Source organism: Klebsiella sp. K47 (assembly GCF_051858335.1).
Taxonomy (GTDB): domain Bacteria; phylum Pseudomonadota; class Gammaproteobacteria; order Enterobacterales; family Enterobacteriaceae; genus Klebsiella; species Klebsiella pneumoniae.
Genome location: NZ_JBPYUI010000033.1, coordinates 20,092 through 43,989 on the forward strand (window position 1 = coordinate 20,092; position 23,898 = coordinate 43,989).

Annotated in this window: 31 protein-coding genes; 16 read left to right on the top strand and 15 right to left on the bottom strand. The window is 56.0% G+C overall.

Annotated elements, in window-relative coordinates; genetic code table 11:
- Window positions 1-136: 136 nt before the first annotated feature.
- The 4 genes from RRF55_RS23725 to RRF55_RS23740 all read right to left on the bottom strand — a co-directional run bounded on the left by RRF55_RS23725 (window position 137) and on the right by RRF55_RS23740 (window position 1,851).
- Window positions 137-850, bottom strand: coding sequence for an ArsR/SmtB family transcription factor (locus RRF55_RS23725; protein WP_032414785.1), 714 nt, complete (start codon window positions 848-850; stop codon window positions 137-139).
- The gene (locus RRF55_RS23730; protein WP_023159861.1) at window positions 847-1,239 is read right to left on the bottom strand and encodes an ACT domain protein; all 393 of its coding nucleotides are present in this window, start codon (window positions 1,237-1,239) and stop codon (window positions 847-849) included. Before RRF55_RS23730 ends, RRF55_RS23725 begins: the two co-directional genes overlap by 4 nt.
- A complete protein-coding gene (locus tag RRF55_RS23735; protein WP_008807712.1) occupies window positions 1,232-1,555 on the bottom strand; it encodes an antibiotic biosynthesis monooxygenase family protein in 324 nt (107 codons plus the stop codon). Before RRF55_RS23735 ends, RRF55_RS23730 begins: the two co-directional genes overlap by 8 nt.
- Window positions 1,556-1,674: 119 nt before the next feature.
- A complete protein-coding gene (locus RRF55_RS23740) occupies window positions 1,675-1,851 on the bottom strand; it encodes a hypothetical protein (RefSeq protein WP_032415655.1) in 177 nt (58 codons plus the stop codon).
- Between RRF55_RS23740 and RRF55_RS23745 the strand changes: the two genes are divergently transcribed.
- Complete coding sequence (locus RRF55_RS23745) at window positions 1,799-1,984, top strand: hypothetical protein (protein ID WP_040244743.1); 186 nt, start codon at window positions 1,799-1,801, stop codon at window positions 1,982-1,984. The two genes, RRF55_RS23740 and RRF55_RS23745, sit on opposite strands and share 53 nt — an antisense overlap.
- Before the next feature lie 20 nt (window positions 1,985-2,004).
- Here the strand turns inward: RRF55_RS23745 and RRF55_RS23750 are convergent, their stop codons facing one another.
- Both RRF55_RS23750 and RRF55_RS23755 read right to left on the bottom strand, forming a co-directional pair.
- A complete protein-coding gene (locus RRF55_RS23750; RefSeq protein WP_004140530.1) occupies window positions 2,005-2,232 on the bottom strand; it encodes a DUF1272 domain-containing protein in 228 nt (75 codons plus the stop codon).
- Window positions 2,233-2,344: 112 nt separating this feature from the next.
- Complete coding sequence (locus RRF55_RS23755; protein WP_023286245.1) at window positions 2,345-3,538, bottom strand: zinc-dependent alcohol dehydrogenase; 1,194 nt, start codon at window positions 3,536-3,538, stop codon at window positions 2,345-2,347.
- A 622-nt stretch (window positions 3,539-4,160) separates the two neighbouring features.
- Between RRF55_RS23755 and RRF55_RS23760 the strand changes: the two genes are divergently transcribed.
- From RRF55_RS23760 to cydB, 6 genes are all read left to right on the top strand, one after another.
- A complete protein-coding gene (locus tag RRF55_RS23760) occupies window positions 4,161-4,346 on the top strand; it encodes a general stress protein (RefSeq protein WP_004150795.1) in 186 nt (61 codons plus the stop codon).
- Between the two features lie 90 nt (window positions 4,347-4,436).
- Window positions 4,437-4,931, top strand: coding sequence for a YciE/YciF ferroxidase family protein (locus tag RRF55_RS23765; RefSeq protein ID WP_004148027.1), 495 nt, complete (start codon window positions 4,437-4,439; stop codon window positions 4,929-4,931).
- Between the two features lie 26 nt (window positions 4,932-4,957).
- Window positions 4,958-5,464: a ferritin-like domain-containing protein gene (locus RRF55_RS23770; protein ID WP_004140514.1), complete on the top strand. Its 507-nt coding sequence runs from the start codon at window positions 4,958-4,960 to the stop codon at window positions 5,462-5,464.
- Window positions 5,465-5,480: 16 nt separating this feature from the next.
- Entirely contained in the window at window positions 5,481-6,368 is an 888-nt protein-coding gene (locus tag RRF55_RS23775; RefSeq protein WP_004179357.1) for a manganese catalase family protein, read from the top strand.
- Window positions 6,369-6,423: 55 nt separating this feature from the next.
- The gene (locus RRF55_RS23780; protein ID WP_048983197.1) at window positions 6,424-7,830 is read left to right on the top strand and encodes a cytochrome ubiquinol oxidase subunit I; all 1,407 of its coding nucleotides are present in this window, start codon (window positions 6,424-6,426) and stop codon (window positions 7,828-7,830) included.
- Window positions 7,827-8,837 carry a cytochrome d ubiquinol oxidase subunit II gene (gene cydB / locus RRF55_RS23785; RefSeq protein ID WP_004183659.1) on the top strand — a complete coding sequence of 337 codons (1,011 nt, stop codon included), beginning with the start codon at window positions 7,827-7,829 and terminating at the stop codon, window positions 8,835-8,837. The genes RRF55_RS23780 and cydB overlap by 4 nt, the downstream gene beginning before the upstream one ends.
- 115 nt (window positions 8,838-8,952) lie before the next feature.
- Here the strand turns inward: cydB and RRF55_RS23790 are convergent, their stop codons facing one another.
- The gene (locus RRF55_RS23790; protein ID WP_004140506.1) at window positions 8,953-9,150 is read right to left on the bottom strand and encodes a hypothetical protein; all 198 of its coding nucleotides are present in this window, start codon (window positions 9,148-9,150) and stop codon (window positions 8,953-8,955) included.
- A 566-nt stretch (window positions 9,151-9,716) separates the two neighbouring features.
- Here RRF55_RS23790 and RRF55_RS23795 point away from each other — a divergent pair.
- From RRF55_RS23795 to RRF55_RS23805, 3 genes are all read left to right on the top strand, one after another.
- The gene (locus RRF55_RS23795; protein ID WP_004150791.1) at window positions 9,717-10,349 is read left to right on the top strand and encodes a helix-turn-helix domain-containing protein; all 633 of its coding nucleotides are present in this window, start codon (window positions 9,717-9,719) and stop codon (window positions 10,347-10,349) included.
- A 39-nt stretch (window positions 10,350-10,388) separates the two neighbouring features.
- Complete coding sequence (locus tag RRF55_RS23800; RefSeq protein ID WP_004140501.1) at window positions 10,389-10,568, top strand: hypothetical protein; 180 nt, start codon at window positions 10,389-10,391, stop codon at window positions 10,566-10,568.
- Between the two features lie 397 nt (window positions 10,569-10,965).
- Window positions 10,966-11,652 (top strand): KPN_01159 family EAL domain c-di-GMP phosphodiesterase, encoded by a 687-nt coding sequence (locus RRF55_RS23805; protein ID WP_004150790.1) that lies wholly within the window; start codon window positions 10,966-10,968, stop codon window positions 11,650-11,652.
- Between the two features lie 112 nt (window positions 11,653-11,764).
- Here RRF55_RS23805 and RRF55_RS23810 read toward each other — a convergent pair whose 3' ends face one another.
- Both RRF55_RS23810 and RRF55_RS23815 read right to left on the bottom strand, forming a co-directional pair.
- Entirely contained in the window at window positions 11,765-11,929 is a 165-nt protein-coding gene (locus RRF55_RS23810; protein WP_020804938.1) for a hypothetical protein, read from the bottom strand.
- Window positions 11,930-11,962: 33 nt separating this feature from the next.
- Window positions 11,963-13,471, bottom strand: a complete 1,509-nt coding sequence (locus tag RRF55_RS23815) for a UbiD family decarboxylase (RefSeq protein ID WP_004140497.1) — start codon at window positions 13,469-13,471, stop codon at window positions 11,963-11,965.
- A 120-nt stretch (window positions 13,472-13,591) separates the two neighbouring features.
- On the opposite strand from RRF55_RS23815, the gene RRF55_RS23820 reads away from it, so the two are divergent.
- Entirely contained in the window at window positions 13,592-14,482 is an 891-nt protein-coding gene (locus tag RRF55_RS23820; RefSeq protein ID WP_004150788.1) for a LysR substrate-binding domain-containing protein, read from the top strand.
- A 6-nt stretch (window positions 14,483-14,488) separates the two neighbouring features.
- Here RRF55_RS23820 and RRF55_RS23825 read toward each other — a convergent pair whose 3' ends face one another.
- Together RRF55_RS23825 and RRF55_RS23830 are read right to left on the bottom strand one after the other, a co-directional pair.
- The gene (locus RRF55_RS23825; protein ID WP_032414790.1) at window positions 14,489-16,273 is read right to left on the bottom strand and encodes a sensor domain-containing diguanylate cyclase; all 1,785 of its coding nucleotides are present in this window, start codon (window positions 16,271-16,273) and stop codon (window positions 14,489-14,491) included.
- A 73-nt stretch (window positions 16,274-16,346) separates the two neighbouring features.
- Window positions 16,347-17,555, bottom strand: coding sequence for an HD-GYP domain-containing protein (locus tag RRF55_RS23830; protein ID WP_004140494.1), 1,209 nt, complete (start codon window positions 17,553-17,555; stop codon window positions 16,347-16,349).
- A gap of 302 nt (window positions 17,556-17,857) precedes the next feature.
- Here RRF55_RS23830 and fraE point away from each other — a divergent pair, with 302 nt between their 5' ends.
- From fraE to RRF55_RS23850, 4 genes are all read left to right on the top strand, one after another.
- The gene (fraE, locus tag RRF55_RS23835) at window positions 17,858-18,901 is read left to right on the top strand and encodes a fructose-asparagine asparaginase (protein ID WP_004150784.1); all 1,044 of its coding nucleotides are present in this window, start codon (window positions 17,858-17,860) and stop codon (window positions 18,899-18,901) included.
- A 661-nt stretch (window positions 18,902-19,562) separates the two neighbouring features.
- Window positions 19,563-20,477, top strand: a complete 915-nt coding sequence (gene lpxP, locus RRF55_RS23840; RefSeq protein WP_004148038.1) for a kdo(2)-lipid IV(A) palmitoleoyltransferase — start codon at window positions 19,563-19,565, stop codon at window positions 20,475-20,477.
- Window positions 20,478-20,566: 89 nt separating this feature from the next.
- On the top strand, window positions 20,567-21,205 hold the full coding sequence (leuE, locus tag RRF55_RS23845) for a leucine efflux protein LeuE (protein WP_004150783.1): 639 nt from the start codon (window positions 20,567-20,569) through the stop codon (window positions 21,203-21,205).
- 130 nt (window positions 21,206-21,335) lie between these two features.
- Window positions 21,336-21,599: a DUF2534 family protein gene (locus tag RRF55_RS23850; protein WP_004140489.1), complete on the top strand. Its 264-nt coding sequence runs from the start codon at window positions 21,336-21,338 to the stop codon at window positions 21,597-21,599.
- Window positions 21,600-21,658: 59 nt separating this feature from the next.
- On the opposite strand, the gene RRF55_RS23855 is transcribed toward RRF55_RS23850, so the two are convergent.
- The 4 genes from RRF55_RS23855 to RRF55_RS23870 form a co-directional block, all read right to left on the bottom strand.
- Window positions 21,659-21,784: a hypothetical protein gene (locus RRF55_RS23855; RefSeq protein WP_004140488.1), complete on the bottom strand. Its 126-nt coding sequence runs from the start codon at window positions 21,782-21,784 to the stop codon at window positions 21,659-21,661.
- A gap of 117 nt (window positions 21,785-21,901) precedes the next feature.
- Window positions 21,902-21,976: a protein YoaJ gene (gene yoaJ, locus RRF55_RS23860; RefSeq protein ID WP_004213093.1), complete on the bottom strand. Its 75-nt coding sequence runs from the start codon at window positions 21,974-21,976 to the stop codon at window positions 21,902-21,904.
- Complete coding sequence (locus tag RRF55_RS23865) at window positions 21,976-22,077, bottom strand: YoaK family small membrane protein (RefSeq protein WP_004150782.1); 102 nt, start codon at window positions 22,075-22,077, stop codon at window positions 21,976-21,978. Before RRF55_RS23865 ends, yoaJ begins: the two co-directional genes overlap by 1 nt.
- Window positions 22,078-22,134: 57 nt before the next feature.
- Complete coding sequence (locus RRF55_RS23870) at window positions 22,135-23,148, bottom strand: sensor domain-containing diguanylate cyclase (protein ID WP_004176549.1); 1,014 nt, start codon at window positions 23,146-23,148, stop codon at window positions 22,135-22,137.
- 314 nt (window positions 23,149-23,462) lie between these two features.
- On the opposite strand from RRF55_RS23870, the gene RRF55_RS23875 reads away from it, so the two are divergent.
- A partial coding sequence (locus RRF55_RS23875) for a transposase (protein ID WP_439419180.1) occupies window positions 23,463-23,898 on the top strand: 436 nt, incomplete at its 3' end.

Consider the following 23,898-nt stretch of genomic DNA (forward strand, 5'->3'; position numbering starts at 1 on the left):
TACCTCATGACAGGGAGAGATCCATTTGCCGTAAGAGCTCGCATGAAAACGGATTGCACGCCAGGCGTCATGCTGATGGCCCGACCGGCTTAAACCGGGGCCGTTCGGCGAAAATGTGCTGTAGCCTAAACTCAGGCTATCCGCGCACTTTCAGATTAAACAGCCGGGACAGCGCCGCTTTGCCGCTATCCGTCACTTGTACTTCCCGATATCCCGGTGCGCGCGTTATCCATCCTTTTTGCAGGAACAGCGTCATTAGCGCCGAGCCGGCGTCGCCTCCCAGATGAAAACGTCTTTCGCTCCAGTCGAGACAGGGGCAGCAGGGCTTACGCCGTGGGCGGGCGTTCAGTACTGCGCCAAGGCGTTCAAGCTGGGTTTTACCGGCTGACGTCAGGGCCAGGCCATCTGCCGCCAGCCATTTTTCCCGCAGCATATACTCATAAATATTCACCGCCAGCTCGCCCGCCAGATGGTCGTAGCAGGTGCGTGCGTAACGAAGATTAACCGGCGTGCTGGGGAGAAGCGTCTTATGCGCCAGCATAGAGACGCCCATCAGGTTTTCCAGCAGCCCGGCAATATGCGAGCCCGCCAGGCGGTAATAGCGGTGGCGCCCCTGCGCGAGACACACCACCAGCCCGTTGCTGAGCAGCCGGGCAAGATGGCCGCTGGTGGTGGAGGCGGACACCTCGGCGACCGTACTGAGTTCGGTTGCCGTCCATGCGCGCCCGTCCATCAGCGCGCACAGAATACTGACCCTTGACGAGTCAGAGAGGGCGGAGGCCACCATCGCCATAGCGGTTTCCAGCGCCTCCTCTGGCTCACTGTCTTGCTGCGGTTTCAGGAGATTCATTCAGAAAGTATGGCCCATTTTTTGGTCACTTCCGCTGCCCGGGCGTCATCATCGGTAAGGAGAATGAGCCGGTTACGGTGGTCGCTGTACTGTACCAGAATATTAATACCATTATGGGCCAGGGTGTCTGCGATGTCTCCCAGTTCCCCTGGTCGTTCCTGAGGTAACTTTCGTATCAGAGGACGGCATACATTGCTGACCGTAAAGCCGGCCTCGGTCAGCACCCTGCGGGCTTTCTCACCGTCTTCCACCAGAAAATGCGCATGTCCGGCATCAGGCGTGGTGAATACGCCACCGCCTTCGAGCCCCACGCCGTTGTTACCCAGCGCCTTACCCATTGCGCCAAGCGAGCCCGGCGAGTTGCTGAGAATCACGTGAATGTCATACATCTGACTGTGCTCCCCGATCCGATGCGTAATCCCGGAACACGCGGGCTACGCGTATTCTGTAATATGAAAAAATCGATGCTTTGCCTTCGCGCTGGGCAGCCAGATGCCGCTCATTTTGCTGCCAGTTGGCCACCGAGGCTTCATCTTCCCACCAGGATAGCGAGAGGATTTTGCCGGGCGTACTCAGGCTCTGAAAGCGCTCAATGGCAATAAACCCCGGCGTGTCTGAAAGCAAAGGCGTCAGCCCGGCCGCCAGCTGAAGATATCTTTCCTGTGCTTCTGGTAAGGCGTCGGCCTCAAAAAGTACCGCAATCATAAGTCTGCTCCGTGGTGAATTTCCCTGCAGTCTACTGACGGTCAGAGCAGGAAGCTTCGGTGTGCAGCGAAATATGCCTGGCAGGAGATCAACGATTGCAACGGAAATGCTCCCAGGCGTTATTGCGATGGTGAATAAAAAAGAACGCCAGCCATGCGATACGGCAGCCTGAGCGCACAGGGCTGGCTGAGTTTTAGTGAAATCGCGATGTGGGGGGATAAACCCTGACGGCTGCGGCTATCGATGAAAGCGATCGCCGACGGGCAGTACGGGCGGGGAAGACGTTTTACTGACATGCAGAATATGAACCCGGAAACGCTCGCCCGGACTAGCGAAGCGCCGCCGGGCAATAATCGAAAGAGCACGTTGTCTGCCACCGGTCACGCCTTCAGGCTCCGCGCTCTCCTCGGGCGTGGATTTTTACCTTAGCCGGGAGACCTGCGTCTCGCCTACTGTGCATGGCGGCGCAGGGTGGAGGCGGGGTGGCGCCGCAGCGCCTCTTCGGGACGCACAGGGCGCCGCACCAGTTCGCCGCCGCAGTTCGGGCAATGTCCGTTCAGTCGCGTCGTCATGCAGTCCCGGCAAAAGGTGCACTCGAACGAGCAGATAAACGCCTCGGGTGAGTCTGGCGGCAGATCTTTATCACAGCATTCGCAATTCGGACGTAACTCGAGCATCAACTTCTCCTCTGGTGAACGGCTATATCAGCGACGGCGGGCCAAAGCACGCTATGTTTATATCATGCCGCGATCGGTCCGCCGAGAATTTCCTTGCGCGGTAATCGCCTTCTCAGAGGGTCGCCTTCCCGGGCTGCATTCCCGGTACGAGGATCACTTTGCGGCACGCCTCTTCACGTTTCTCAAAAATCTGATAGCCGCGCGCGGCCTCCTCCAGCGGCATATGGTGAGTGACAATCTCCTCCGGGGTAAGCAGCCCTTGCTCAATAAGCGCCAGCAGATCCGGCAGCCAGGCGTGGACGTGGGTTTGTCCCATCCTGAAGGTCAGTCCTTTATCAAAGGCATCGCCAAACATAAAGCCGTGGATGAAACCGGCGTAAACCCCGGGTACGCTGACGATGCCGCCGCGGCGCACGGCGGCGATGCACTGGCGCAGGGCTTTTCCGCTGCTCCCCTCGATTTTCAGGGTGCTGAGGACGGTTTCCGTAAGGCTACCTTTCGCCTCGAAGCCCACGGCGTCGATCACCGCGTCGACGCCGCGATGGCCCAGCGTGTTATCGATAATCCACTGCGCAGGATCGTCATGGTGGTCAAAGTTTATCGGGATCGCGCCATAGCGTTGTTGCGCGAAATCGAGTCGGTAATCGTTATGATCGATGATAAATATCTGTTCTGCGCCATTGAGCCTGGCGCAGGAGGCGCAGAGCAGGCCTACCGGGCCGGCGCCAAAAATAGCCACGCTACTGCCGGGTTTGACCTCGGCGTTTTTAACCGCCTGCCAGGCGGTGGGCAGAATATCTGACAGAAACAGCACCTTTTCATCGGGTAAGGTGTCTGGCACTTTAAACGGTCCGGTATTGGCTTTGGGGACCCGTACATATTCCGCCTGGCCGCCCGGGATCCCGCCGTACAAATCGCTATAGCCAAACAGCGCCGCCGGTGGCGAAATGCCTTTTCGATTGAGCGTCGCGCCCTGGCCGCTATTGGTGCTTTCGCAGGCGGCATACTGCTGCAAGCGACAAAAGAAGCAGTCTCCGCAGGCGATGACAAACGGGATAACCACCCGGTCGCCTTTGCGGACCGCGGTGACCTCGGAACCGGCTTCCACCACTTCCCCCATAAATTCATGGCCGAAAATATCACCATGGTGCGTGCCGGGGATCTTTCCGCGGTACAGATGCAGATCGGAACCGCAAATCGCTGTCGCGGTGACGCGCAGAATAATATCGTCCGCTGCCTCAAGAGCCGGGTCAGGCATGGTGTCGACGCTGACATGATGCGGGCCGTGATAAGTGAGTGCTTTCATAGAATATTCTCCTCGAGAGAAAGGTTGACAGCATGCGGTTCTTCGGCCTGGTGAACGGCTGCTATCGTCACCGATAAATCATCGTAAAAAATAAAGCGTAGAGTACTAATAATGGAACTGCGTGATATTCCAGGAGCTGAATATATTCCACGCTTCGATTATTTCCCGGCCGGTCTGTTCGAGTTATTTGCCTATTGCCCTTATGTGTGCCAGTATTAATCGGGCATGATATTCGCTCCATTTTGTTTGCTAGCCGCTTCCCCAGCGGCTTTTTTTTATCCGTAAAACCAGGGAAAATTCTGAATTTCCGTCTGGCAAAGGGCAATGCTGCCGCTTCGTTATATAACCCAACGGTAGTAATCCTCCGGTATAGATAATTCTTTGCCGCAGAGGTGATCTGCATACATTATTTCCCTGAACACAGTGAGTTAGCGGCAAGGTGCCGTCTGGTTATTTTTCAGGTGTCTTGTAGAATTATTCCGAATTACTGCTAAAAGGTGTCGAAAAAACGGAATAATAATTTGACTAACCAGCATTACCCGCTAGATTTAAATATCGAACGACGAGTGATACGGAATATTTTCGTATCGTACTGACATAACCGATATACATGAGGTGAAATATGGCAGAGCATCGTGGTGGTTCCGGTAATTTTGCTGAAGACCGTGAAAAAGCTTCTGAAGCAGGTCGTAAAGGTGGTCAGCACAGCGGCGGGAACTTTAAAAATGATCCGCAGCGTGCGTCCGAAGCGGGTAAAAAAGGCGGACAGAATAGCCACGGCGGTGGCCGCAAGTCCGATAATTCCTGATTATCCTTTTCCTTGCACCCTGAAGTGAAAGTATCTCCTGCGAGTCTGTCACAGACTCGCAGTTATTTTCTGACTCCAGAAGGTATTTCTATGAATATGAAAAGCATTGAAGATGTATTTATTCACCTGCTCTCAGATACCTACAGCGCAGAGAAACAATTAACCCGCGGGCTGGCTAAACTAGCCAGAGCGGCGTCCAGTGAAAAACTCAGCGCGGCGTTCAATGCTCATCTTGAAGAAACCCAGGGCCAGATCGAACGTATCGACCAGATTATTGAACAGGAATCCAACCTGAAAATCAAACGCATGAAATGCGTGGCCATGGAAGGATTAATCGAAGAAGCTAATGAAGTCGTTGAGAGCACGGAAAAAAATGAGGTACGTGATGCTGCATTAATTGCCGCTGCGCAAAAGGTCGAGCATTACGAAATTGCCAGTTACGGTACTCTGGTCACCCTGGCAGAGCAGTTGGGCTATAAAAAAGCAGCCAAACTGCTTGCCGAAACCCTGGAAGAAGAAAAACAAACCGATGTGAAATTAACCGATCTGGCGGTAGGTAATATTAATAAGAAAGCGGAAAAATAAACTCTCCCTGACACGAGGAAATCACGATGAATCACGTTGAACATTACCATGACTGGCTACGAGATGCGCATGCCATGGAAAAACAGGCAGAGTCCATGCTGGAATCAATGGCTGGCCGTATCGATAATTATCCGGATCTCCGTGCCAGAATCGAACAGCATGTTAACGAGACCAAACGGCAAATTACCGTGCTGGAAGAGATCCTCGACCGCAATGAGATTTCGCGCTCGGTGATTAAAGATTCGATGAGTAAAATGGCGGCTCTCGGCCAGTCCATCGGCGGGATGTTTCCTTCCGATGAAATCGTCAAAGGCTCGATCAGCGGGTACGTTTTCGAGCAGTTTGAAATCGCCTGCTATACCTCTCTGCTGGCGGCCGCTGAAAAAGCGGGCGATACCGCCTCCATCCCAGCCATCGAAGCCATCCTGGCGGAAGAGCGGGAAATGGCCGACTGGCTGATTAAACATATTCCTCAGACTACGGAGCAGTTTCTCCTGCGTTCAGATGCTGACGGCGTAGAAGCGAAAAAATAACCCAGGAGGCAGGCCTATGTTTCGTCATGTGAAACAACTGCAGTATACCGTACGCGTTGCTGAACCGAATCCGGGGCTCGCGAATTTACTGCTCGAACAGTTTGGCGGCCCTCAGGGCGAGCTGGCCGCCGCGTGTCGTTATTTCACCCAGGGATTAAGCGATGACGATCCCGGCCGCAAAGATATGCTGATGGATATCGCGACAGAGGAGTTGAGCCATCTGGAGATCATTGGCACTTTGGTCGGCATGCTGAATAAAGGCGCCAAAGGAGCCCTGGCGGAGGGCACCGAGAGCGAAGCGGAACTCTATCGTTCGCTCACCGCCAACGGCAATGACAGCCATATTACATCCCTGCTGTACGGCGGCGGTACCCCGCTGACCAACTCGGCGGGCGTGCCGTGGACGGCGGCCTACATTGATACTATCGGCGAACCCACCGCCGACCTGCGGTCGAATGTCGCGGCGGAGGCGAGGGCGAAGATCGTCTATGAACGCCTGATCAACGTGACCGACGATCCTGGCGTGAAAGACGCGCTGGCCTTCCTGATGACCCGCGAAGCGGCGCATCAGCTCTCTTTTGAGAAGGCCCTGCAGTCGATTCGCAACAACTATCCACCGGGCAAACTGCCGCCCATTAGCGAGTACGCTAACACCTACTACAATATGTCTGAAGGTGGAGAAGTACGCGGCAGCTGGAACAGTGACAAACACTTCGATTATGTCAAGGATCCACAGCCGGGCGTAGATGGCGGAGATGGCAGTGCTTCTGTCGGCCTGACGCCAGAGCAGGAAGCGCTGTGCAAAGCGATGCTGAAGCGAACGCAGTCTGACCCGCAGGGCGATCCTTTGACCGGCGCCGAACTCGGCGCCGGGAAGCAAAACACTTCATCATCAGCTAAGTGATGTTCGCATGAGCCCCGGCTGCGGCCGGGGCGATTCACAATGATGGGTGTGGAATATGTTTGAATTCGACGCGTTTCATCTGGCCCGATTGCAATTCGCCTTTACCGTATCCTTCCATATCCTCTTTCCGGCCATCACCATCGGCCTTGCCAGCTACCTTGTGGTGCTTGAGGGGATGTGGCTGCGAACCCGGGATAATGTCTGGCGTTCACTCTACAATTTCTGGCTGAAAATCTTTGCCGTCAATTTTGGCATGGGCGTAGTCTCCGGATTAGTCATGTCCTATCAGTTCGGCACCAACTGGAGCGGATTTTCCCAGTTCGCTGGCAGTATTACCGGCCCGCTGCTGCTGTACGAAGTGCTGACCGCCTTCTTCCTTGAAGCGGGATTCCTCGGTGTGATGCTGTTTGGCTGGAATAAAGTGCCGCCAGCGCTGCATTTTTTTACCACGTGCATGGTGGCGCTTGGCACGTTGGTTTCTACCTTCTGGATCCTTGCCTCCAATAGCTGGATGCAGACGCCGCAGGGTTTTATCATCGAAAATGGCCATCTCATCCCGCAGGACTGGCTGGCGATTATCTTTAACCCCTCTTTTCCGTATCGCTTGTTCCATATGGCGATAGCCGCGTTTCTCAGCAGCGCCATGTTCGTCGGGGCCTCTGCCGCGTGGCATCTTCTGCGCGGCAACGACTCGCCGGCCATCCGCAAAATGCTGTCGATGGCGATGTGGATGGCGCTACTGGTGGCGCCGATCCAGGCGGTGGTGGGGGATATGCATGGTCTTAACACTCTTGAGCATCAGCCGGCGAAGATCGCGGCCATCGAAGGGCACTGGGAAAATCGCCCCGGCGAGGCCACGCCGCTGCTGCTGTTTGGCCTGCCGGACATGGAGCAGGAGCGGACCCGCTATGGTCTTGAGATCCCCGCTCTCGGTAGCCTGATCCTTACCCACAGCCTGCATAAGCAGGTGCCGGCCCTGAAAGACTTCCCGAAAGAGGACCGACCCTATTCGCCCGCCGTCTTCTGGTCGTTTCGCATCATGGTCGGGATGGGCGTGTTGATGATCGCCTTAGGGATCTGCAGCGCCTGGCTGCGCTATCGGCGGCGGCTGTACCACTCGCGTCCCTTCCAGTGGTTTGCGCTCTGTATGGGGCCCGCCGGTCTTATTGCCCTGGTCGCCGGGTGGGTGACCACCGAGATGGGCCGCCAGCCGTGGGTGATATATGGGTTGTTGCGCACGCGGGATGCGGTGTCGTTGCACAGCACCCTGCAGATGGCCATCAGCCTGCTGGTATTTTTCGTGGTTTACTGCGCCGTGTTTGGCGTGGGGTATTACTATATTTTCCGGCTTATCAAAAAAGGGCCGCAGCCGGTGACGGAGCTGACCTCGCAAACCGCAGGCACCCCGGCGCGTCCGCTCTCAGCGGCTGAGCCGGTGCGTGATGAGGAGAACGCATCATGAGCATCGATATCTCGGTGATTTGGTTTGTCATCATTGTCTTCGCCACGCTGATGTATATCGTGATGGATGGTTTCGATTTAGGTATTGGGATGCTGTTCAGCGTGGTGCATGATGGCGAAGAGCGCGATGTGATGGTCAACAGCGTCGCCCCCGTCTGGGATGGTAACGAAACCTGGCTGGTGCTCGGCGGGGCAGGGCTGTTCGGCGCCTTTCCGCTGGCCTATGCGGTGATCACCGATGCGCTGGTTATCCCGCTGACGGCGATGCTCATCGGCCTGATTTTTCGCGGCGTGGCCTTTGAATTTCGTTTTAAAGCGGTTCCCTCGCATCGCATCTTCTGGGACTATGCCTTTGCCGGCGGCTCGCTGTTGGCGACCTTCAGCCAGGGGATTGTCGTCGGCGCGTTTATCAACGGCTTTGCGGTGGCTGACCGCCGCTTCGCCGGTTCGACGCTGGACTGGCTTACCCCTTTCAATCTGTTCTGCGGTCTGGGGCTGGTGGTGGCCTATCTGCTGCTGGGCACCACGTGGTTGATTATGAAAAGCGAAGGCGCGCTGCAGCAGCGGATGCGCGAGCTGACCCGCAAGGTACTGCTGGCGCTGATGGTGGTGATCGCGGTGGTCAGCGTCTGGACGCCGTTGGGCTGGCGCTACGTGGCGGAACGCTGGTTTACGCTGCCCAATTTCTTCTGGTTCGTGCCGGTGCCGATTCTGGTGTTGGCTCTGAGCCTGTGGATCTGGCGCCTGAGCGCGCGCCCCGCCAGCCATGCCCGCCCATTTATCCTGACGCTGGGCCTGATTTTCCTCGGCTTCAGCGGGCTGGGGATCAGCGTCTGGCCGAACATTATCCCACCGCATATCTCTCTGTGGGATGCCGCTGCGCCGCCGTCCAGCCAGGTATTTATGCTGCCGGGCGCGCTGCTCATTATCCCGGTGATCCTGATGTATACCGCCTGGAGCTACTACGTCTTTCGCGGCAAAGTCTCCGGCAGCGAGGGCTATCACTGAGCCTGATTCGCGCCGGCAGGTGAGGATTTGCCGGCGCGTCGCGCCGTCCGGTCAGGGATGACCGAGAGGGATGCGCACAAACCGGTGATCTGCTGCAACGACTCTGGCCGGGTGTTTATGCCTTCGGCGGCTTGATCTTAATAATAAATCGTTCGTTAACCCGGGTGATCCTCGCGCCAATATCGCCAAACTCGGTGGCGATTTTAAAAAAATCGTCCGCGGCGACATCAAAATCGAGTTCAATCTTCGGGTGTTGTCCTGTCGCCAGTAATTCATAGAAATGGTCAAGGCTGCGGGCTTTTTCGCTAGGCATCTTATTTCTCCATGGTAAACCAATCTGCAGGGGTTTTATTGCTTACGGCGCTTTTACGGATTATTCAGCAGGATGACAAACGTGCCTGGTATAAAATTATGCAATGACAGTAAGAATGAGGCAGGGCGAGGTTATTCCGTGTTGTTAAACCGCGTGGCGACGCGTTGTCCGCCATACCATGACGGCAGAGACGACCCTGCGGCGCCGGTTGATGATAGACATTTTTTGATGACAAATTAATGACAATAAAATGAATCTGTCCGGGCTCGGGATGGCATCGTGCTAAATAATTTTATTCTGTGGCTGGTAAGGTGGTTGTTAACTACTTTATGGTGATGGAGCGTCTTTTTTAGGGCCAACGGCGAGGGAACAACGATGCAATTACTTGATTTATTCGCAGGCTTATTATGGTTAAGCAGCGTTATCTTCCTGCTGTTTGTTCTTGATGTGATCATCACCCGTTATCTTTATCGTAAATAATCGACAACGACAGCGGCGTTGGGCATAGGGGACGGCGTCGGAGGATGATAATATAACCCGCGGACTGATTCAGAAAGGAATGCGCGGTGGCCGGGAGAATTGATTACGATATTGAAAAATACCAGTTTACCGAAGCCGGTGAGACGCCACGGCTCCGGGAGCAGTGGCGCGAAGTATACCTGGAGTGTCGTCAGCTGCGGGCCGGGGCAGAGGAGCGCCTGCGCATTGCGTTACTGAACGTCGACTATGTCACCAGCTTCGAGCTGCCTTTTCGCCTGCTGCTGGTGCGCGCGCCGCAGCTAATCGCCGATGTTCGCGAGACGTTGCAGCTTAGCCGTAAAGCCGCCGTTTTCAACGGCAAACGTTACGGCTGCGTCTATAGTTTGAAACAGGATTTACAGGCTGTACCGGAAGCCTTTCATTACCGCCTGGCAAACCGCATTCGTCGCGTCGATGCAACCGGGCTGACGGCGGCCCCGTACCAGCAGATTGCCCGGGAGATAAAGCCGGCCCGGGAGCGGCTCCGCCAGGCGCTGAACGCCGGCCTGCCGGTCACCGCTCTCGACGCCCTGTTCTGGTTCGGCAGTCAGCGAGTGGCGGCGGACATCGCGCAGTTGCGCCGGTCCGGTATGGCGATTGTCACGACGGAGGTGGAGGTCAGCGACAATTTGTTCAATACCACCCGACGAGTGCCCGTTTACCGCCTGGCCAGCGAGTGAGTCGGCAACCTTTCGCCCAGCCGTTGCCTCTGCAGACAGTTGACCATTGCCCCGTCGAACCAGACGCACAGCCCTCTGGCGACAGGCCGCGGGGCCGGTTCCAGCCATGCGCTGGCGATGAGCATGAGGAGCATTAGCGCCAGTGGAACCATGTATTTTCTTTTCACTGCCCTTTATCCGCTGCGCCTGTTCTGCCAGCAAGGTAGCGGTAAAGTATGACGTTTCGTTGACCGGGGCCGCGTTTTTATTATCGGCAAGCGGTTGCGTTGGGTCAGAGATTATTCATCTTTTGGCATACGAAAGGACGAAAACTGGCGGCTTGTATTTTTGATTTTTATTACACCACGCTTTTTTTTGCCGCCGGGGAAAAGCGTAATGTGGCTACGACTGGATGCGGCTCGTCATGTAACTGGCTGGTTTGAAACAATATTTTAATTGTTGTCTAAACGCATGCGACAGCGGTGGCTAATTTATATTAATTCACTTTACCGATCAATAAATTATATGTTGATAGTTTTTAGCTATCGAATGTTTCTTATCGATCATTTTAAACTATTTTTGTTGGCGGGAAATATATGACATGCTTTAACCCTTTCTTATTTTTGGTATTTTTTAAATGGTTGAAGAAAACGCGAAAAATACCTCCTATCGCTTCGTACTGGAGCCTGCTATTAGCGATGATGGCAGCTGCCACTCGTGGGAATTGCTCACTAAAGATATTATAGCACCCGCACGAAATAACGCCTCAGCGCCCGCGTTTTCTTTCTCCACGCTTACCGAAAGCGATAAGCTTGCACTATTTACCCGACAAATCGAGTTGCTTTCCGTATTTGATTTTTCCCTGGTCGATAATAAGCCGATCTCGCTCAATATCGATGATTTATTAAGCCATTTTATTCTGACGGACCGCTATCTCTGCGATTTTCTGCGCTCGTGTAAGCATATTGCTTTGGAGATAAATGAGAATTTTCATGAGTTTATCGCCGGCCGCGAGCTGACGGCGCTAAGCACGCTGGCGGCGCTTTGTCCGGTCTGGCTGGATGATTTTGGTCGCGGGCGAACCTCCTTCCCGCTGCTGGAGAGATTCCGCTTCGATTGCGTCAAAGTGGATAAGGATTACTTCTGGGATAAAGAAAACGACCCCGCTTTGCCCGGTCTGTTGCAGTCTATTCATACCCTGACCGGCCATGTGATCGTTGAGGGTATCGAAACCGAAAAGCAAAAACGGTTAATCACTTCTGCCGGGGACATCATAGGTCAGGGCCGCTACTGGAAGGAAGAATATATTTTTCTTTGCGGTTGAGGGTCGACCGGGGGCTGGTTTCGGTTACCTGCTATTCTTTTATTTTCCAGTTTTAAATTCCCCCTTTGCTACTGATAGTCTTTATTAGCGCAGTGATAAGCGCCTCTCTTTTTTATGAAGGATCATTCCCTGTAAATACCCCCATGCGTAACGCCCCGATCGCCATTTCGACGTAAGCCAGGTGCTGATTTCTGAGCTGCGCGAGCTGGTGAAAAAAGATCTCGCCGCTGCGATCAATTAATCCTGCCTGCGCCATCCGCTCAGGATCGCGCGGCATGGAAAAATGCCGCCGTTTACCGGCGGCTATTGCTTATTTTGCGCTACCCTGGTTTTTTTCCAGCCGGGCGAAATACTCCGGTGCAAACGGGCGCGGATCGACGTCGGCAAACGGCGCGCGCTCAAAGTGCGATTTCAGCGCCCAGGGGACCGTGCAGTCAAAAATGGTCTTGCAGCTGATGCCATTTCCACGGATCGACGGGCTGTATTCCGGCGTCTGGGACGGATCCAGCTGGTGACCGCGAATGCCGGGGATTGTCGTAATGCTGACGTCCCCCTGCATGCGGGTGGTCATCGCCCACAGGATATCGTCGCTGTCAAAGATGTCGACATCTTCATCAACCAGAATAATATTTTTTAGCTCGGAATAGGTCGCCAGCGCCAGCAGCGCGGCCTGCCCCTGCCGGCCTTCATCGGCGGGTTGACGTTTTTTCACCTGCAGGATCCCGAGGAACTTACCGCCACCCGCGGTGTGGGCGTAGACATTTTGTAAAAAGCCCGGAATGGCGGCCTCGACGGCATTCCAGATACTGGCTTCCGTTGGCAGGCCGGCGAGGGTGGTATGCTCTTCCCCCGGTCCCACCAGGGTCTGCAGAATCGCATTGTTTCGCATGGTCACTGCTTTGACTTTGATTACCGGCAGCGACGGATTAGCGCCGCCGCAGTAGCCAGGAAATTCCGGCATCGCGTGACCGCTATTGGTGTGCTGATCCTCTCTGACGCGCACGCCAGGCAACAGCTCACCTTCGATAACGATCTCGGCGCGGGCGATGGCTTTCTCCGGGACGCTGACGCCCTGAACCAGCTCCACCGGACGTTGACGCAGCGCGCCGGCGACGCCCAGCTCGTTATAGCCGAACGGCGTGGTAGGGGCTTCGAAGCAGGCGCCAATATAGATGGCCGGATCGAGACCCATATTGATGGTTATCGGCAGCGGTTTGCCTGCGGCCTCGGCCTTCTGGCGAAACACTTCGATATGGCGGCCGGCGGCAAGAAACATCGACAGCTCATCCCGGCCCTGGACGCACAAGCGGTGGATGGTGACGTCGGTCAGCGAGGCGTCGTCGGGATCGCTGGCCAGCGCCAGGCCCAGGCAGAAGAAGGGGCCGGCGTCGATAGGGGTGTTGGTGGGCGCCGGAAGCAGGGTGCGCAAATCAAAATCCGGATCGTCGGCCAGAAAGATCTGTTCCTGGCAGGGGGCGCTGCTGGCCGGGACGACCACCGGCGCGACCGGTTTTTTCACTGCCTTACCCACTTCAAGGGCCAGCTGCGAGGCTTCGCAGCCCAGCAGCAGCGCGGCCCGCTGGCGGCTGGCGTGCATACCCACCAGAATGCGCGAGTGTGGATAACCCTTAATATTGTTAAACATCATCGCCGGCCCGATGCGGGTGGGGCGCTTCACGGTGCCGCCCGCACCGATATGGCGATAAACACCGGCCAGCTCGGCGTTAGGGTCAACCGGATGATCGGTTTCGAGATACTGATTGTCATGCTGTTGCAGCAGCGCGATGGCGTCGCGCAGATCCTGAATCGGTGCGGTCATGATGTTCTCCTTAGCGTATCGATGCGCACAGTATGCTTCGCAGGCTAATGGTTATCAATTGCATCATTTATGCTTTATTGATAAGCTTTTTCTTATCAATTTGTAGGGAGGAGTCCGACCATGTCCCTGCGAGCGTTACGCCATTTTGTGGTCGTTGCCGAAGAGTTGCATATGCACCGGGCGGCGGAGCGGTTACATATCGCCCAGCCCGCCCTCAGTCAGCAGATTAAGCAGCTTGAGCAGCGCCTGGGCGTGGTGCTCTTTTCCCGCGCTAACCGCCGTCTGACTCTGACCGCCGCGGGCGAGGCCTTTTTACACAAGACGCGGCTGGCGCTGGAAATGGCCGATCAGGCGGTGCTGGACGCCCAGCGCACCGCGCGGGGCGAGCAGGGGAGGCTGCATTTGGGGTATGTCTCCAGCGCGATGTACGACAGTAAACTGCCGGGGCTCCTGCGCCGGCTGCGCGCCGACTGGCCGGGGATTGAGCTGTCGCTGGTGCAGGGGGATGTGCAAATGCTCTACGAAGCGCTGTTGGATCTGCGTCTGGATATCGCCATCATCCGCGCGCCGCTGGCCTCGCCGCCGGACGCGCTGGTGGTCAGGCCGTTTGTACGTGAAAAGCTCTGCCTGGCGCTCTATCAACAGCATCCGCTGGCCGGCGTGGGCGCGCTTAATCTGGCCTCATTGCGCACTGACAACTGGATCTCGCTTGACGATCCGCAGGGCACCGGACTGGAGCAGGTTTTTATGGATGCCTGTCGCGTCGCGGGCTTTACGCCGCAGGTGGCGCAGCGGATTAACGACGTTACCTCGATGATTAGCCTGGTCTCCGCCGGGGTGGGAGTGGCGTTGGTTCCGCTCTCGGCGCGGGCCTTACGCCTTGATAACGTGGTGTATATCGATCTCCAGGATCGGCTGGCGGAGAGTGAGCTGAGCATGGTTTACCACCGCCATATTCGTTCGGCGGTGGTAAGGAAAGTTATCTCGCTGCTTAATACCGCTGAGCGATAGTCCCGGTTAGCTGGTCTTCAGGCGGCCAAAGCTGACAATCCTTGAACGGCCCAGCTCTTTCGCCCGGTACAGCGCGGCATCCGCCGCGCGCAGCAGACTATCGCTTTGGGTGTGCTGCGGGTAGCTGGCGATGCCAATCGACACATCCACCTGGCCTATCTCGGTCAGACCATCGCGCAGCGTCATATTGCGCACCTGGGTGTAGATCTCGCTGGCGCACTGGTGCGCCCCGGCTTCGTCAATCCCGGGGAGCAGCACTAAAAACTCCTCGCCCCCGTAGCGGAAAGCCATGCCGATATCGCGCACCGCGCGCTGCACAATGGTCGCAACGCTCTTAATCACCAGATCCCCAGCCTCATGGCCATAGCGATCATTGATAGTTTTAAAATGATCGATGTCGATCATCAGACAGCTCAGCGGAGTATGGGTATGGACCGCCAGCGCCATCTGCGAATGCAGCGCTTCGTCAAGATGATGGCGGTTACGCAGGCCGGTCAGGGAATCGAACAGCGCTTTTTCCAGCAGGGCGCTGCGCAAACGCTGATTGGCCAGCGCCAGGCCCAACGCTTCCGCCATCAGCTCGAGATAGGCCCGGGAAGGAGCGTCACCGGCGGTAACGTTCTGGAAGGTCAGCAGGCCAATGGCTTCGCCCTGGGCGATGAGCGGTACGCAGAGCGACTGGCCGGCGTGCGTCTCCGGCAGATGATAGCAGGTGATATCGGGCTCGCCCTGCACCGGCGGATGGCTGAGTCCCCGCCGTATCGCCCAGCAGTCGTCGGGAGAAAAGGGCGTCGTCTCACCGGCGGGTGACAGCCACTGCGCTACGCAGCGCAGCTGCCAGGGGTCGGTATCCAGAACATACAGTTTACCGGGGATCGTCGGGGCGATATTTGGCGCAAACCGCTCCGCCACCTTAATCACATCCTCAATGGTTTCACAGCCCTGCAGCCGCTGAGTCATACGCGCCAGCAGCTCGCGGATCGCCCAGTCGGCGTCGCGCTGCTGCTCCAGCCGCTGACGGGCCAGGCCGTTCTCGCGAAAAATGCGGATCGCCTGAGCCATGTCACCAATCTCATCCACCTGGGTAAAGTGCGGCGTCTCTACCGCATAATCCTGGGAGGCGAGACGCTGGACCACGTCGCTCAGGCGAACCACCGGGTAGAGCACCCGGCGTTTGAGAATGAAGCCGAGGACGAACAAAAACATCAGGGCGGTCAGGCCGACCATGATTTCCGACAGCGTACGCCAGATCCGCGAGCGCTCGGTGGCCTGGTCGATAGCGACGGCGGCGCGATGCTCAAGCATCTGGCGGAAGCGATCGATCTGCGTCTGCATGCGCTCCAGTTCAGTCTCGTACGCGGTGCCGTACAGCACCGCGATGGCCGCTGGCGCATCGCCGCGAGCGACATGCGCCAGGGCCGCCTGCTGTTCATCCTGTAGCTCATTGGCGATCCGCAGGCCATCCTGGAGCAGCGCCAGCTCCTCGCGGCTGGCGCCGTTATCTTTCAGGCCGCCCAGCCGCTGCTCTATGCTCTTGTCGGTCTGCTGCAGCTGCTGATATTGCGTAAGCGTCTCCGGCGAAGGCTTTATCACGTACAGCCGGGCGAGGTCAGACAGCGCCCAGGCGTCGTTTTCCACCTCGTCGGAGAGGGTATCAAAGACCTGGCGCTGCTGTACCGCCTGGCGTTCGACGCGGTCGGCGCTGGAGGCCATGAGCATAGCGCTCCCGGAAGCCAGCGTCAGGCCAACGGTGATCCCGTAAGCCCAGTTAGTGATGGTGGCGATTCTCACCGTGAATTTCCTTGCATGCAGATGAAGCTGTTTTGATTATAGAACTCCGCCCCCGCCACGACGGCGGCCCGCTTCAGAGGCGGCGCTCGCTATGCAGAGGGGCAAGGGTCTGAAGAATGATGGCGTGTAGCGTTTCCGCATGGTGGCGCAAAACGAGGAAGACATCGCTATCCAGAGCGCCATTTATAACATCCGCTTCCATAATCTGTAAGGCTTCCTGCCAGGCCATCCCTTTACGATAAGGGCGATCTTCGGTCAGCGCGGTGAAAATATCGGCGATGGAGATAATCCGGTCGGCGAGGGTCAGGTGCTCCTTTTCGAGATGCAGAGGGTAGCCGCTGCCGTCCATTTTTTCATGATGATTCGAGGCCCAGTTAATGATGTCGCCGAGCTCGCTATAGTCGCTGAGAAGTTCGCCGGTCATGTAGCTGTGCTCCCGCACCTGACTCAGCTCCTCATCATCCAGCTCGCCCTCTTTTTCGAGAATGGAGAGTGGGATATAGACTTTGCCAATATCGTGTAGATAGCCGGCTATCTGTATTTGCTGGCAGGTGGGCTCCGGCAGCTGCATCCAGCGGGCAAGCTGGCGGGCGATTTCCCCCACCATGATGCTATGGGTGGCGGTAAAGCTGCTGTAGGTGTCGACGATTTTGGCAATCAGCAGGCAGACATCCTTCAGACCGTGAATATCCAGATAGCGCGTGTTGATGGGGCCAATAATCTCCAGCAGCCGCTGAATATGGCCAGGGTGAAGGTGCTGCCAGAAGTTCGCATTTTCAGCGACCTCGCACAGGATATCGCAGAGCGGCGGATCGATCTCCCGATGCAAAGCGACGAACTGTTCCACCACCGCCCGCGTGGGCCAGGCGGCAACGTGGCTATCGGCCGGCAGCAGCCGTTCAAAGGCATCAGCGAAATAGACAATGTGCTGTTCGCGGGAGCCCCGGTGGTTCGGGCTAAAATGGTGATCGCGAATAAAGGGAACGATGGGCTGGAAGGTCGCTAATCCCTCCAGCATCGCCACACCCTGGCGCTGATGCGGGTCGTGGATATTATCGATAGCATCCAGCGAATGAATGGTGCGTTTATCCCCCAGCACGCCGATATCGTGCAGCAGCGCGGCGCAAAAAATGGTCTGCTGCCGTTCGTCAGGCAGTTCCAGCCTTTGCGCCAGCGTCAGGGCGATTAAGGCCGTTCGTTGCATATGCCGGTGCAGTTCAGGGTTAATGATCTGGATGACTCTGGTGGTCAGCATCAGGGCCGACTTCAGGGCAATACGCATCTCTGTTCTCCGTTCGCGTGACCTGGCGGGCAAAAATGCTCTCGCCGGTGACGGAAGTGTCGATAATCTGATCGCAATGCGTGTTGTGTGTTGCTGAACAGGTAAATCCTCAGAATGTTTTGGTTCATAGCTCTGCCCGTTTCAGATCCAGTGGTGCACCAGAGTTGGGCGATATCGTCCTAAGAACCTTATTATTGTCTGATAGTTAACCATTTCCCCCCCAGAAAAGAAATGAATTCTGGCAAGCCCTTTGCATTAAGCAAGCGTAAGTTTGATTAATGTCTATGAAGGGAGTGACCTGTATGAATTTTAGAGCATTACTTGCCATTGCGTTATTGACGATGAGCAGCCTGGCGTTTAGCGAGACGCGTCTTCCGCATATTGTTATTTTAGCCACCGGCGGAACGATTGCTGGTTCGGCGGCCAGCAATACCCAAACAACCGGCTATAAAGCCGGGGCGATTGGGGTGCAGACGCTGATTAACGCCGTGCCGGAAATGAGTAAAATCGCTCACGTCGAGGGCGAGCAGGTGGCCAATATTGGCAGTGAGAATATGACCAGCGATATTATTCTCCAGCTCTCGAAGCGGGTGAATGCGCTATTGGCTCGGGACGATGTCGATGGCGTGGTGATCACCCATGGCACGGACACGCTGGATGAAACCCCGTATTTCCTCAATCTGACGGTGAAAAGCAACAAGCCGGTGGTCTTTACCGCGGCGATGCGCCCGGCGACGGCGATCAGCGCCGACGGGCCGATGAATCTGCTGGAAGCGGTCACGGTCGCCGCCGATCCTGATGCCCGGGGACGCGGGGTAATGGTGGTGCTTAACGACCGCATCGGCGCGGCGCGCTTTGTCACCAAAACTAATGCCACTTCGCTGGATACCTTCCGGGCGCCCGAGGAGGGCTATCTTGGTGTCGTGGTGGGCGGAAAACCCCAGTTCGAGACGCGGGTGGATAAAATTCACACGCTGCGCTCGGTGTTCGATGTGCGTCAGCTGAAGGTTCTGCCGAAGGTGGTGATTATTTATGGTTACCAGGACGATCCGGAGTATATGTACGATGCGGCGATCGCCCATCATGCCGACGGTATTATCTACGCCGGAACCGGGGCGGGGTCGGTGTCGGTACGTAGTGCCGCCGGTATCAAAAAAGCGCAGCAGGCGGGCATCGTGGTGGTGCGAGCCTCCCGTACCGGCAGCGGCGTCGTACCGCCGGATGACAGCCAGCCCGGGCTGGTGGCCGACTCCCTCAACCCGGCAAAAGCGCGTATACTGCTGATGACCGCGCTGACGCAGACTAAAGATCCGCAGCTGATTCAGCAATATTTCCATACCTACTGATCCTCTGCGGCGAGGGCGGTGTTCACACCCTCGCCGTGCGTTCTTCTCAATGACCTGGCTTCCATGCAAATCGATGGCGGATGATTGCCCATCATTCACTCCACCTGTGTTTCCCACGAGGCGTAAAGAAATATTTTTTATTGTCCGGAGGGCACAGTATTTCAATGCACCGCGCTTATTTTAAAAGCAGGTTTAAATAAGTCTATTCTTAATTGTTGTCTTAAAGTCGTTTTAATCTTTCTTATGCTGAAGGATTAAAAAAGATGCATTTCGCAGTGGGACGCGTTTAATACTCGCTTTGCCAGACTACGATGCATCCCAACGTGGTCAGGCCGCCGATCGCGCGGCTCAGCGGACGCCTGCCACCGGCGGCCAGGGCCACACTGCGGCAGCTTTCGGTTGTTTTCGTTAGTAACGCTGATGATTAGCGTGAAAATGATATGCATGATGAATATATTAAGCGTGGTTCAAGATTTAAGTTTACATTTAGTAACATATGTGCCGCAATTATGTTTTTTTGTCAGCTTGCTGTTTTTTACTTGCCGGAGGGAATTTCAGCGGATTAGTATTGTCAAACTTGCTGTACGTACCGCCTAATGATGATAAATGGATTCTGTTTTCCTTAAGCGTTACCACATAATTAATGTTTACAGGAAAAATCATGGCCTGCGTATTTAATAAACAACTTTTACACCCGCGTAACTGGCTGACCTGGTTCGGGCTCGGCATCCTCTGGTTAATCGTGCAACTGCCTTATCCGCTGCTGCATTTTATCGGCACCAGCGCTGGTCGCCTTTCCCGTCGCTTTCTTAAACGCCGCGAACATATCGCCCGGCGTAATATCGAACTCTGCTTCCCGGACATGTCGCCAGCGGCGCGCGAGACGCTGATCGATCAAAACTTTATGTCGCTGGGAATGGGGCTTATCGAAACCGGCATGGCCTGGTTCTGGAGCGACGAGCGGGTCAAAAAATGGTTTGATGTCGAGGGGTTCGCCAACCTTAATCACGCGCTTAGCGGTGGGAAAGGGGTAATGGTCGTCGGCGTGCACTTTATGTCGCTGGAGCTGGGCGGCCGCGCGATGGGGCTGTGTCGGCCAATGATGGCCACCTACCGGCCGCACAACAGCCCGCTGATGGAGTGGGTGCAAACCCGCGGTCGCCTGCGTTCGAACAAAGCGATGATCGATCGTAACAACCTGACCGGTCTGGTGCATGCCTTGAAATCCGGTGAAGCGGTGTGGTTCGCGCCCGATCAGGATTACGGTCCCAAGGGCAGCGTCTTTGCACCTTTTTTCTCCGTCCCGCAGGCGGCGACCACCAACGGCACCTATGTCCTGTCCCGCTTATCGGGCGCGAAAATGTTGAGCATCAGCATGGTACGTAAGCTGGATCGCCGGGGCTATAGCCTGCATATCAGCGAGGTGATGAATGACTATCCGGGTGAGGATAAGCAGATCGCCGCCGGCTATATCAACAAGGTTATTGAGCGCGAGATCCTGCGCGCTCCCGAGCAGTATCTGTGGGTACACCGTCGTTTTAAAACCCGACCGCTGGGCGAACCTTCCGTCTATTAACCTTCCCGCACAGGCTGCGCTTTCAAAATCCCGACAGTTGGGGTAACGTGAGCCGGATCATGTTTTAGTCGTGCGCGAAGGAGTGCAGAGTGTTCGCTGAGTTTGGTGTTCTGAATTATTTAACCTATCTGGTCGGGGCGGTGTTTATCATCCTCGTTCCTGGCCCTAATACGTTTTTCGTGCTGAAAACGGGCATTGCCCACGGGGTGAAGAAAGGCTATCTGGCGGCGGCGGGCGTCTTTATTGGCGACGCAGTGCTGATGTTTCTGGCCTTCGCCGGGGTGGCGACGCTGATTAAAACCACGCCGGTGTTGTTTAACGTCGTGCGCTACCTCGGGGCAATTTACCTGCTGTGGCTCGGGGGCAAAATGCTCTATGCGGTGCTGACCCAGCGCGACGGCCAGTCCGACGCCAGCGCGGAGCCGGCGAGCGCGATCCTCAAGCGCTCCCTGACCCTGAGCCTGACCAATCCGAAAGCGATTCTGTTCTATGTGTCGTTTTTCGTGCAGTTTATCGATGTCAACGCCAAAACCCCCGGCGTGGCGTTCTTTATCCTGGCGCTGACCCTCGAGGTGATTAGCTTCTGCTATATGAGCTTTTTGATCCTCTCCGGCTCGTTTGTCACCCGCTACGTCAAAACCCGCAAGAAGCTGGCTAAACTTGGCAACAGCCTGATTGGTCTGGTTTTCGTCGGGTTCGCCGCGCGCCTGGCTACCCTGCAGTCCTGATCCCCACGGGCCGGTTACCCGCTGACCGGCCCGCCGTCTCTTATTCTGCCCTGTAACAAAAACCCTTCATTTTTTATTGCATTGGTGTTACATATACAGCCGTTTATCGCTCAGCAAAAAGGAAGCCCCGATGATTCTGCAAAAACTCCTCAGCAATAAAAACTGCAAAAAATACTGTCTGTCGCTCGCGGTGGTGTTTGCTATCGCGCTGGCGGTAGTGGGGCGGGCGACCTTCGGGGGCGTGGTGAGCGAGTACAATATGCCGTACTCAGAGTGGACGACGTCCATGTTCTTCCTGCAGGGGGCGATGGTGACGGTTTACAGCATTGTCTTTACCGCGCTCTTCGCTATCCCCCTCGGCTTTATTTTCCTCGGCGCCGATCGTCAGGATTAAGCGTCAACGGGCGAACCGCGGTTCGCCCTGTCTTATCGGCTTATCAACAGCGTGAAGCATTAGTCGTCGTCATGATAGTGATGATGGTGGTGGTGGCGATGGGGATGATATCCATCGTCAATAATGCATCCCGATAACAGCGTGCACAGCGCAATAATCAACGGTAACACGATCGGTTTTTTCATCCTTACTTCTCCCGCTATTCTTATTCCCCGGGGCCGAGAATGCCGCGGCGGATAACGTGAGTGTAAAGGGTTAACTTATTGATGGGATAGGATAAATCCGCAATATCGCCGCGGCGATCACCACCAGCCAAACTGGGTGCCGGCCACCGCCACGATGGCGACGACCAGCATGATAATGGTGCTTTTTTTCATTATGCCCCACCCGGCGCCGCATAGCCGCCGACAAAAAACCAGCCGAGAAAGACGACGGCGATGATAAAGATCGCCACCGGGAAAAGAATACCCAATTTCATGATTGTGTCCCTGTACCCACGAATGATGCCCTGCATGATACTGGATATCGCGGTACTTTAGTCAATATGAATGAAATTCTCCTGGCGGCGGGACTTCTTATCCTGGTACATCGCCTCATCGGCAGCGCGTAAGGCCGCTTCAACATCGATGCTCTGCGGATCGCAGGTGACCACCCCGAAGCTAGCGCCCTCATAGTCGATACGCTGTTCGCCGAGGAAGTAGACGCCGCACAGAGCCTGACGCAGAGACGTGACATACGCCTGCTGTGCGGCAGGCTGCTGGGCGCTACCGACGATCAAAAACTCATCGCCGCCAAGGCGGCCAACGATATCTTCCCGGCGCGCGACAGCGGTGAGTCGTTTGCCGACCTGCACCAGAAAGCTGTCGCCGCACGGATGGCCGAACCGATCGTTAATGGCTTTGAAACCATCGAGATCGATAAAAATAAGCGAGACCTGCTGCTGCTGGGCGCGGGCGGAGGCAAAGCGTAACGCCAGCTGCTTAAACAGCGCGCGGCGATTGGGAAGCTGGGTGAGCTCATCGGTAGACGAGTGCAGCTCCAGCGCGACGTTTGCCGCCTGCAGCTGTTGCACCAGGGTGTCTTTTTCCACGTAGTGGGAAATGAGCTTCGCAAACAGGCCCATGACCTGTTCGCCTTCGAGGTTATAAGGCTGTTGTTGCCGGCTGGTGGCGCAGAGGGTGCCGAACAGAGAGCCGTCGGCCAGGCGGACGGGAATGCTTAAAAAAGTAGCGATTCCCAGCTCCTGGGCGGCGATGCAGGAGTGCCAGCGGTTGGCAACGTCATTGCTAAACGTACACTGATCCTCAAGGGCGCGTTTGCACAGGGATTCATCCCAGGGGACGGAAAATCCTTCCGGGATCTGCATTTCGCTGCTGTTGTGGGCGAACATGATCTGCTGCCGCTGGGCGTTGGTATCAATGCGGGTGAGGTAGGTGGACTCCATTCGCGTCACCGCCTCCAGCATCTCCAGCAGCTGGCGCACCAGGGTTTCCAGGGACTGTTCCGCAGCGAGGGTTTGCGACACCCGGGCAAGAATAAAATCTGACATGAATAATACAGCTCCAGCACGCCAAACGTCACCCCAGCATATTGGGCTGCAAACGGACATCAGCGTCAAATAAACAGTGATATTTTTAAATTTATCACATCTGTCTGGGGAATACTTGTCCACGCGGTGGGAAAAAAAGCCCCGTCGGGTGCGTTATGCCTGACTCCACATCCCTGGCATGGAGCTGGAATACCAGAAAGCAGCCAGTAAACCCTTATGCTGTTGATGTGCCTGCACGGAAACCATCTGCGCTGGCCGTCTGGATTGCGCTTTATGAGCAGGATAAAAGCGATCAACGCGAGCAGGCTGAAGCAATGAGTCGTGCAGCAGAAGAGTACCTCTTTTCTGTTGCACATTGCGATCCCTGGCGCTATGACGAACTGAATGATGCGCTGAAACAGGCCGAAACCGGCACTTGGGTGGAGGAAGTCTGCAGAAAGATGGGCATTTCTGAAGCCACATTTTACAACTGGAAGAAAAAGTTTGGCGGCATGGGCGTGACAAAACTGCGCCGCCTGCGCCAGCTTAAGGAAGAGAATCAGCGTCTGAAACGTCTGGTGGCCGATTTAAGTCTGGACAAGGAGATACTGCAGGAAGTTATCAAAAAAGTTCTGAGGCCGGCTCAGAAGCGTCAGGCGGTGCATTTTCTGCGGGAGGCTTACCGTATCAGTGTCCGACGGGGATGCGGACTGCTCATGCAGAGCAGAACCGTTTACCACTGGCAGAGCCGGCGGGATGATCGGGCGATAA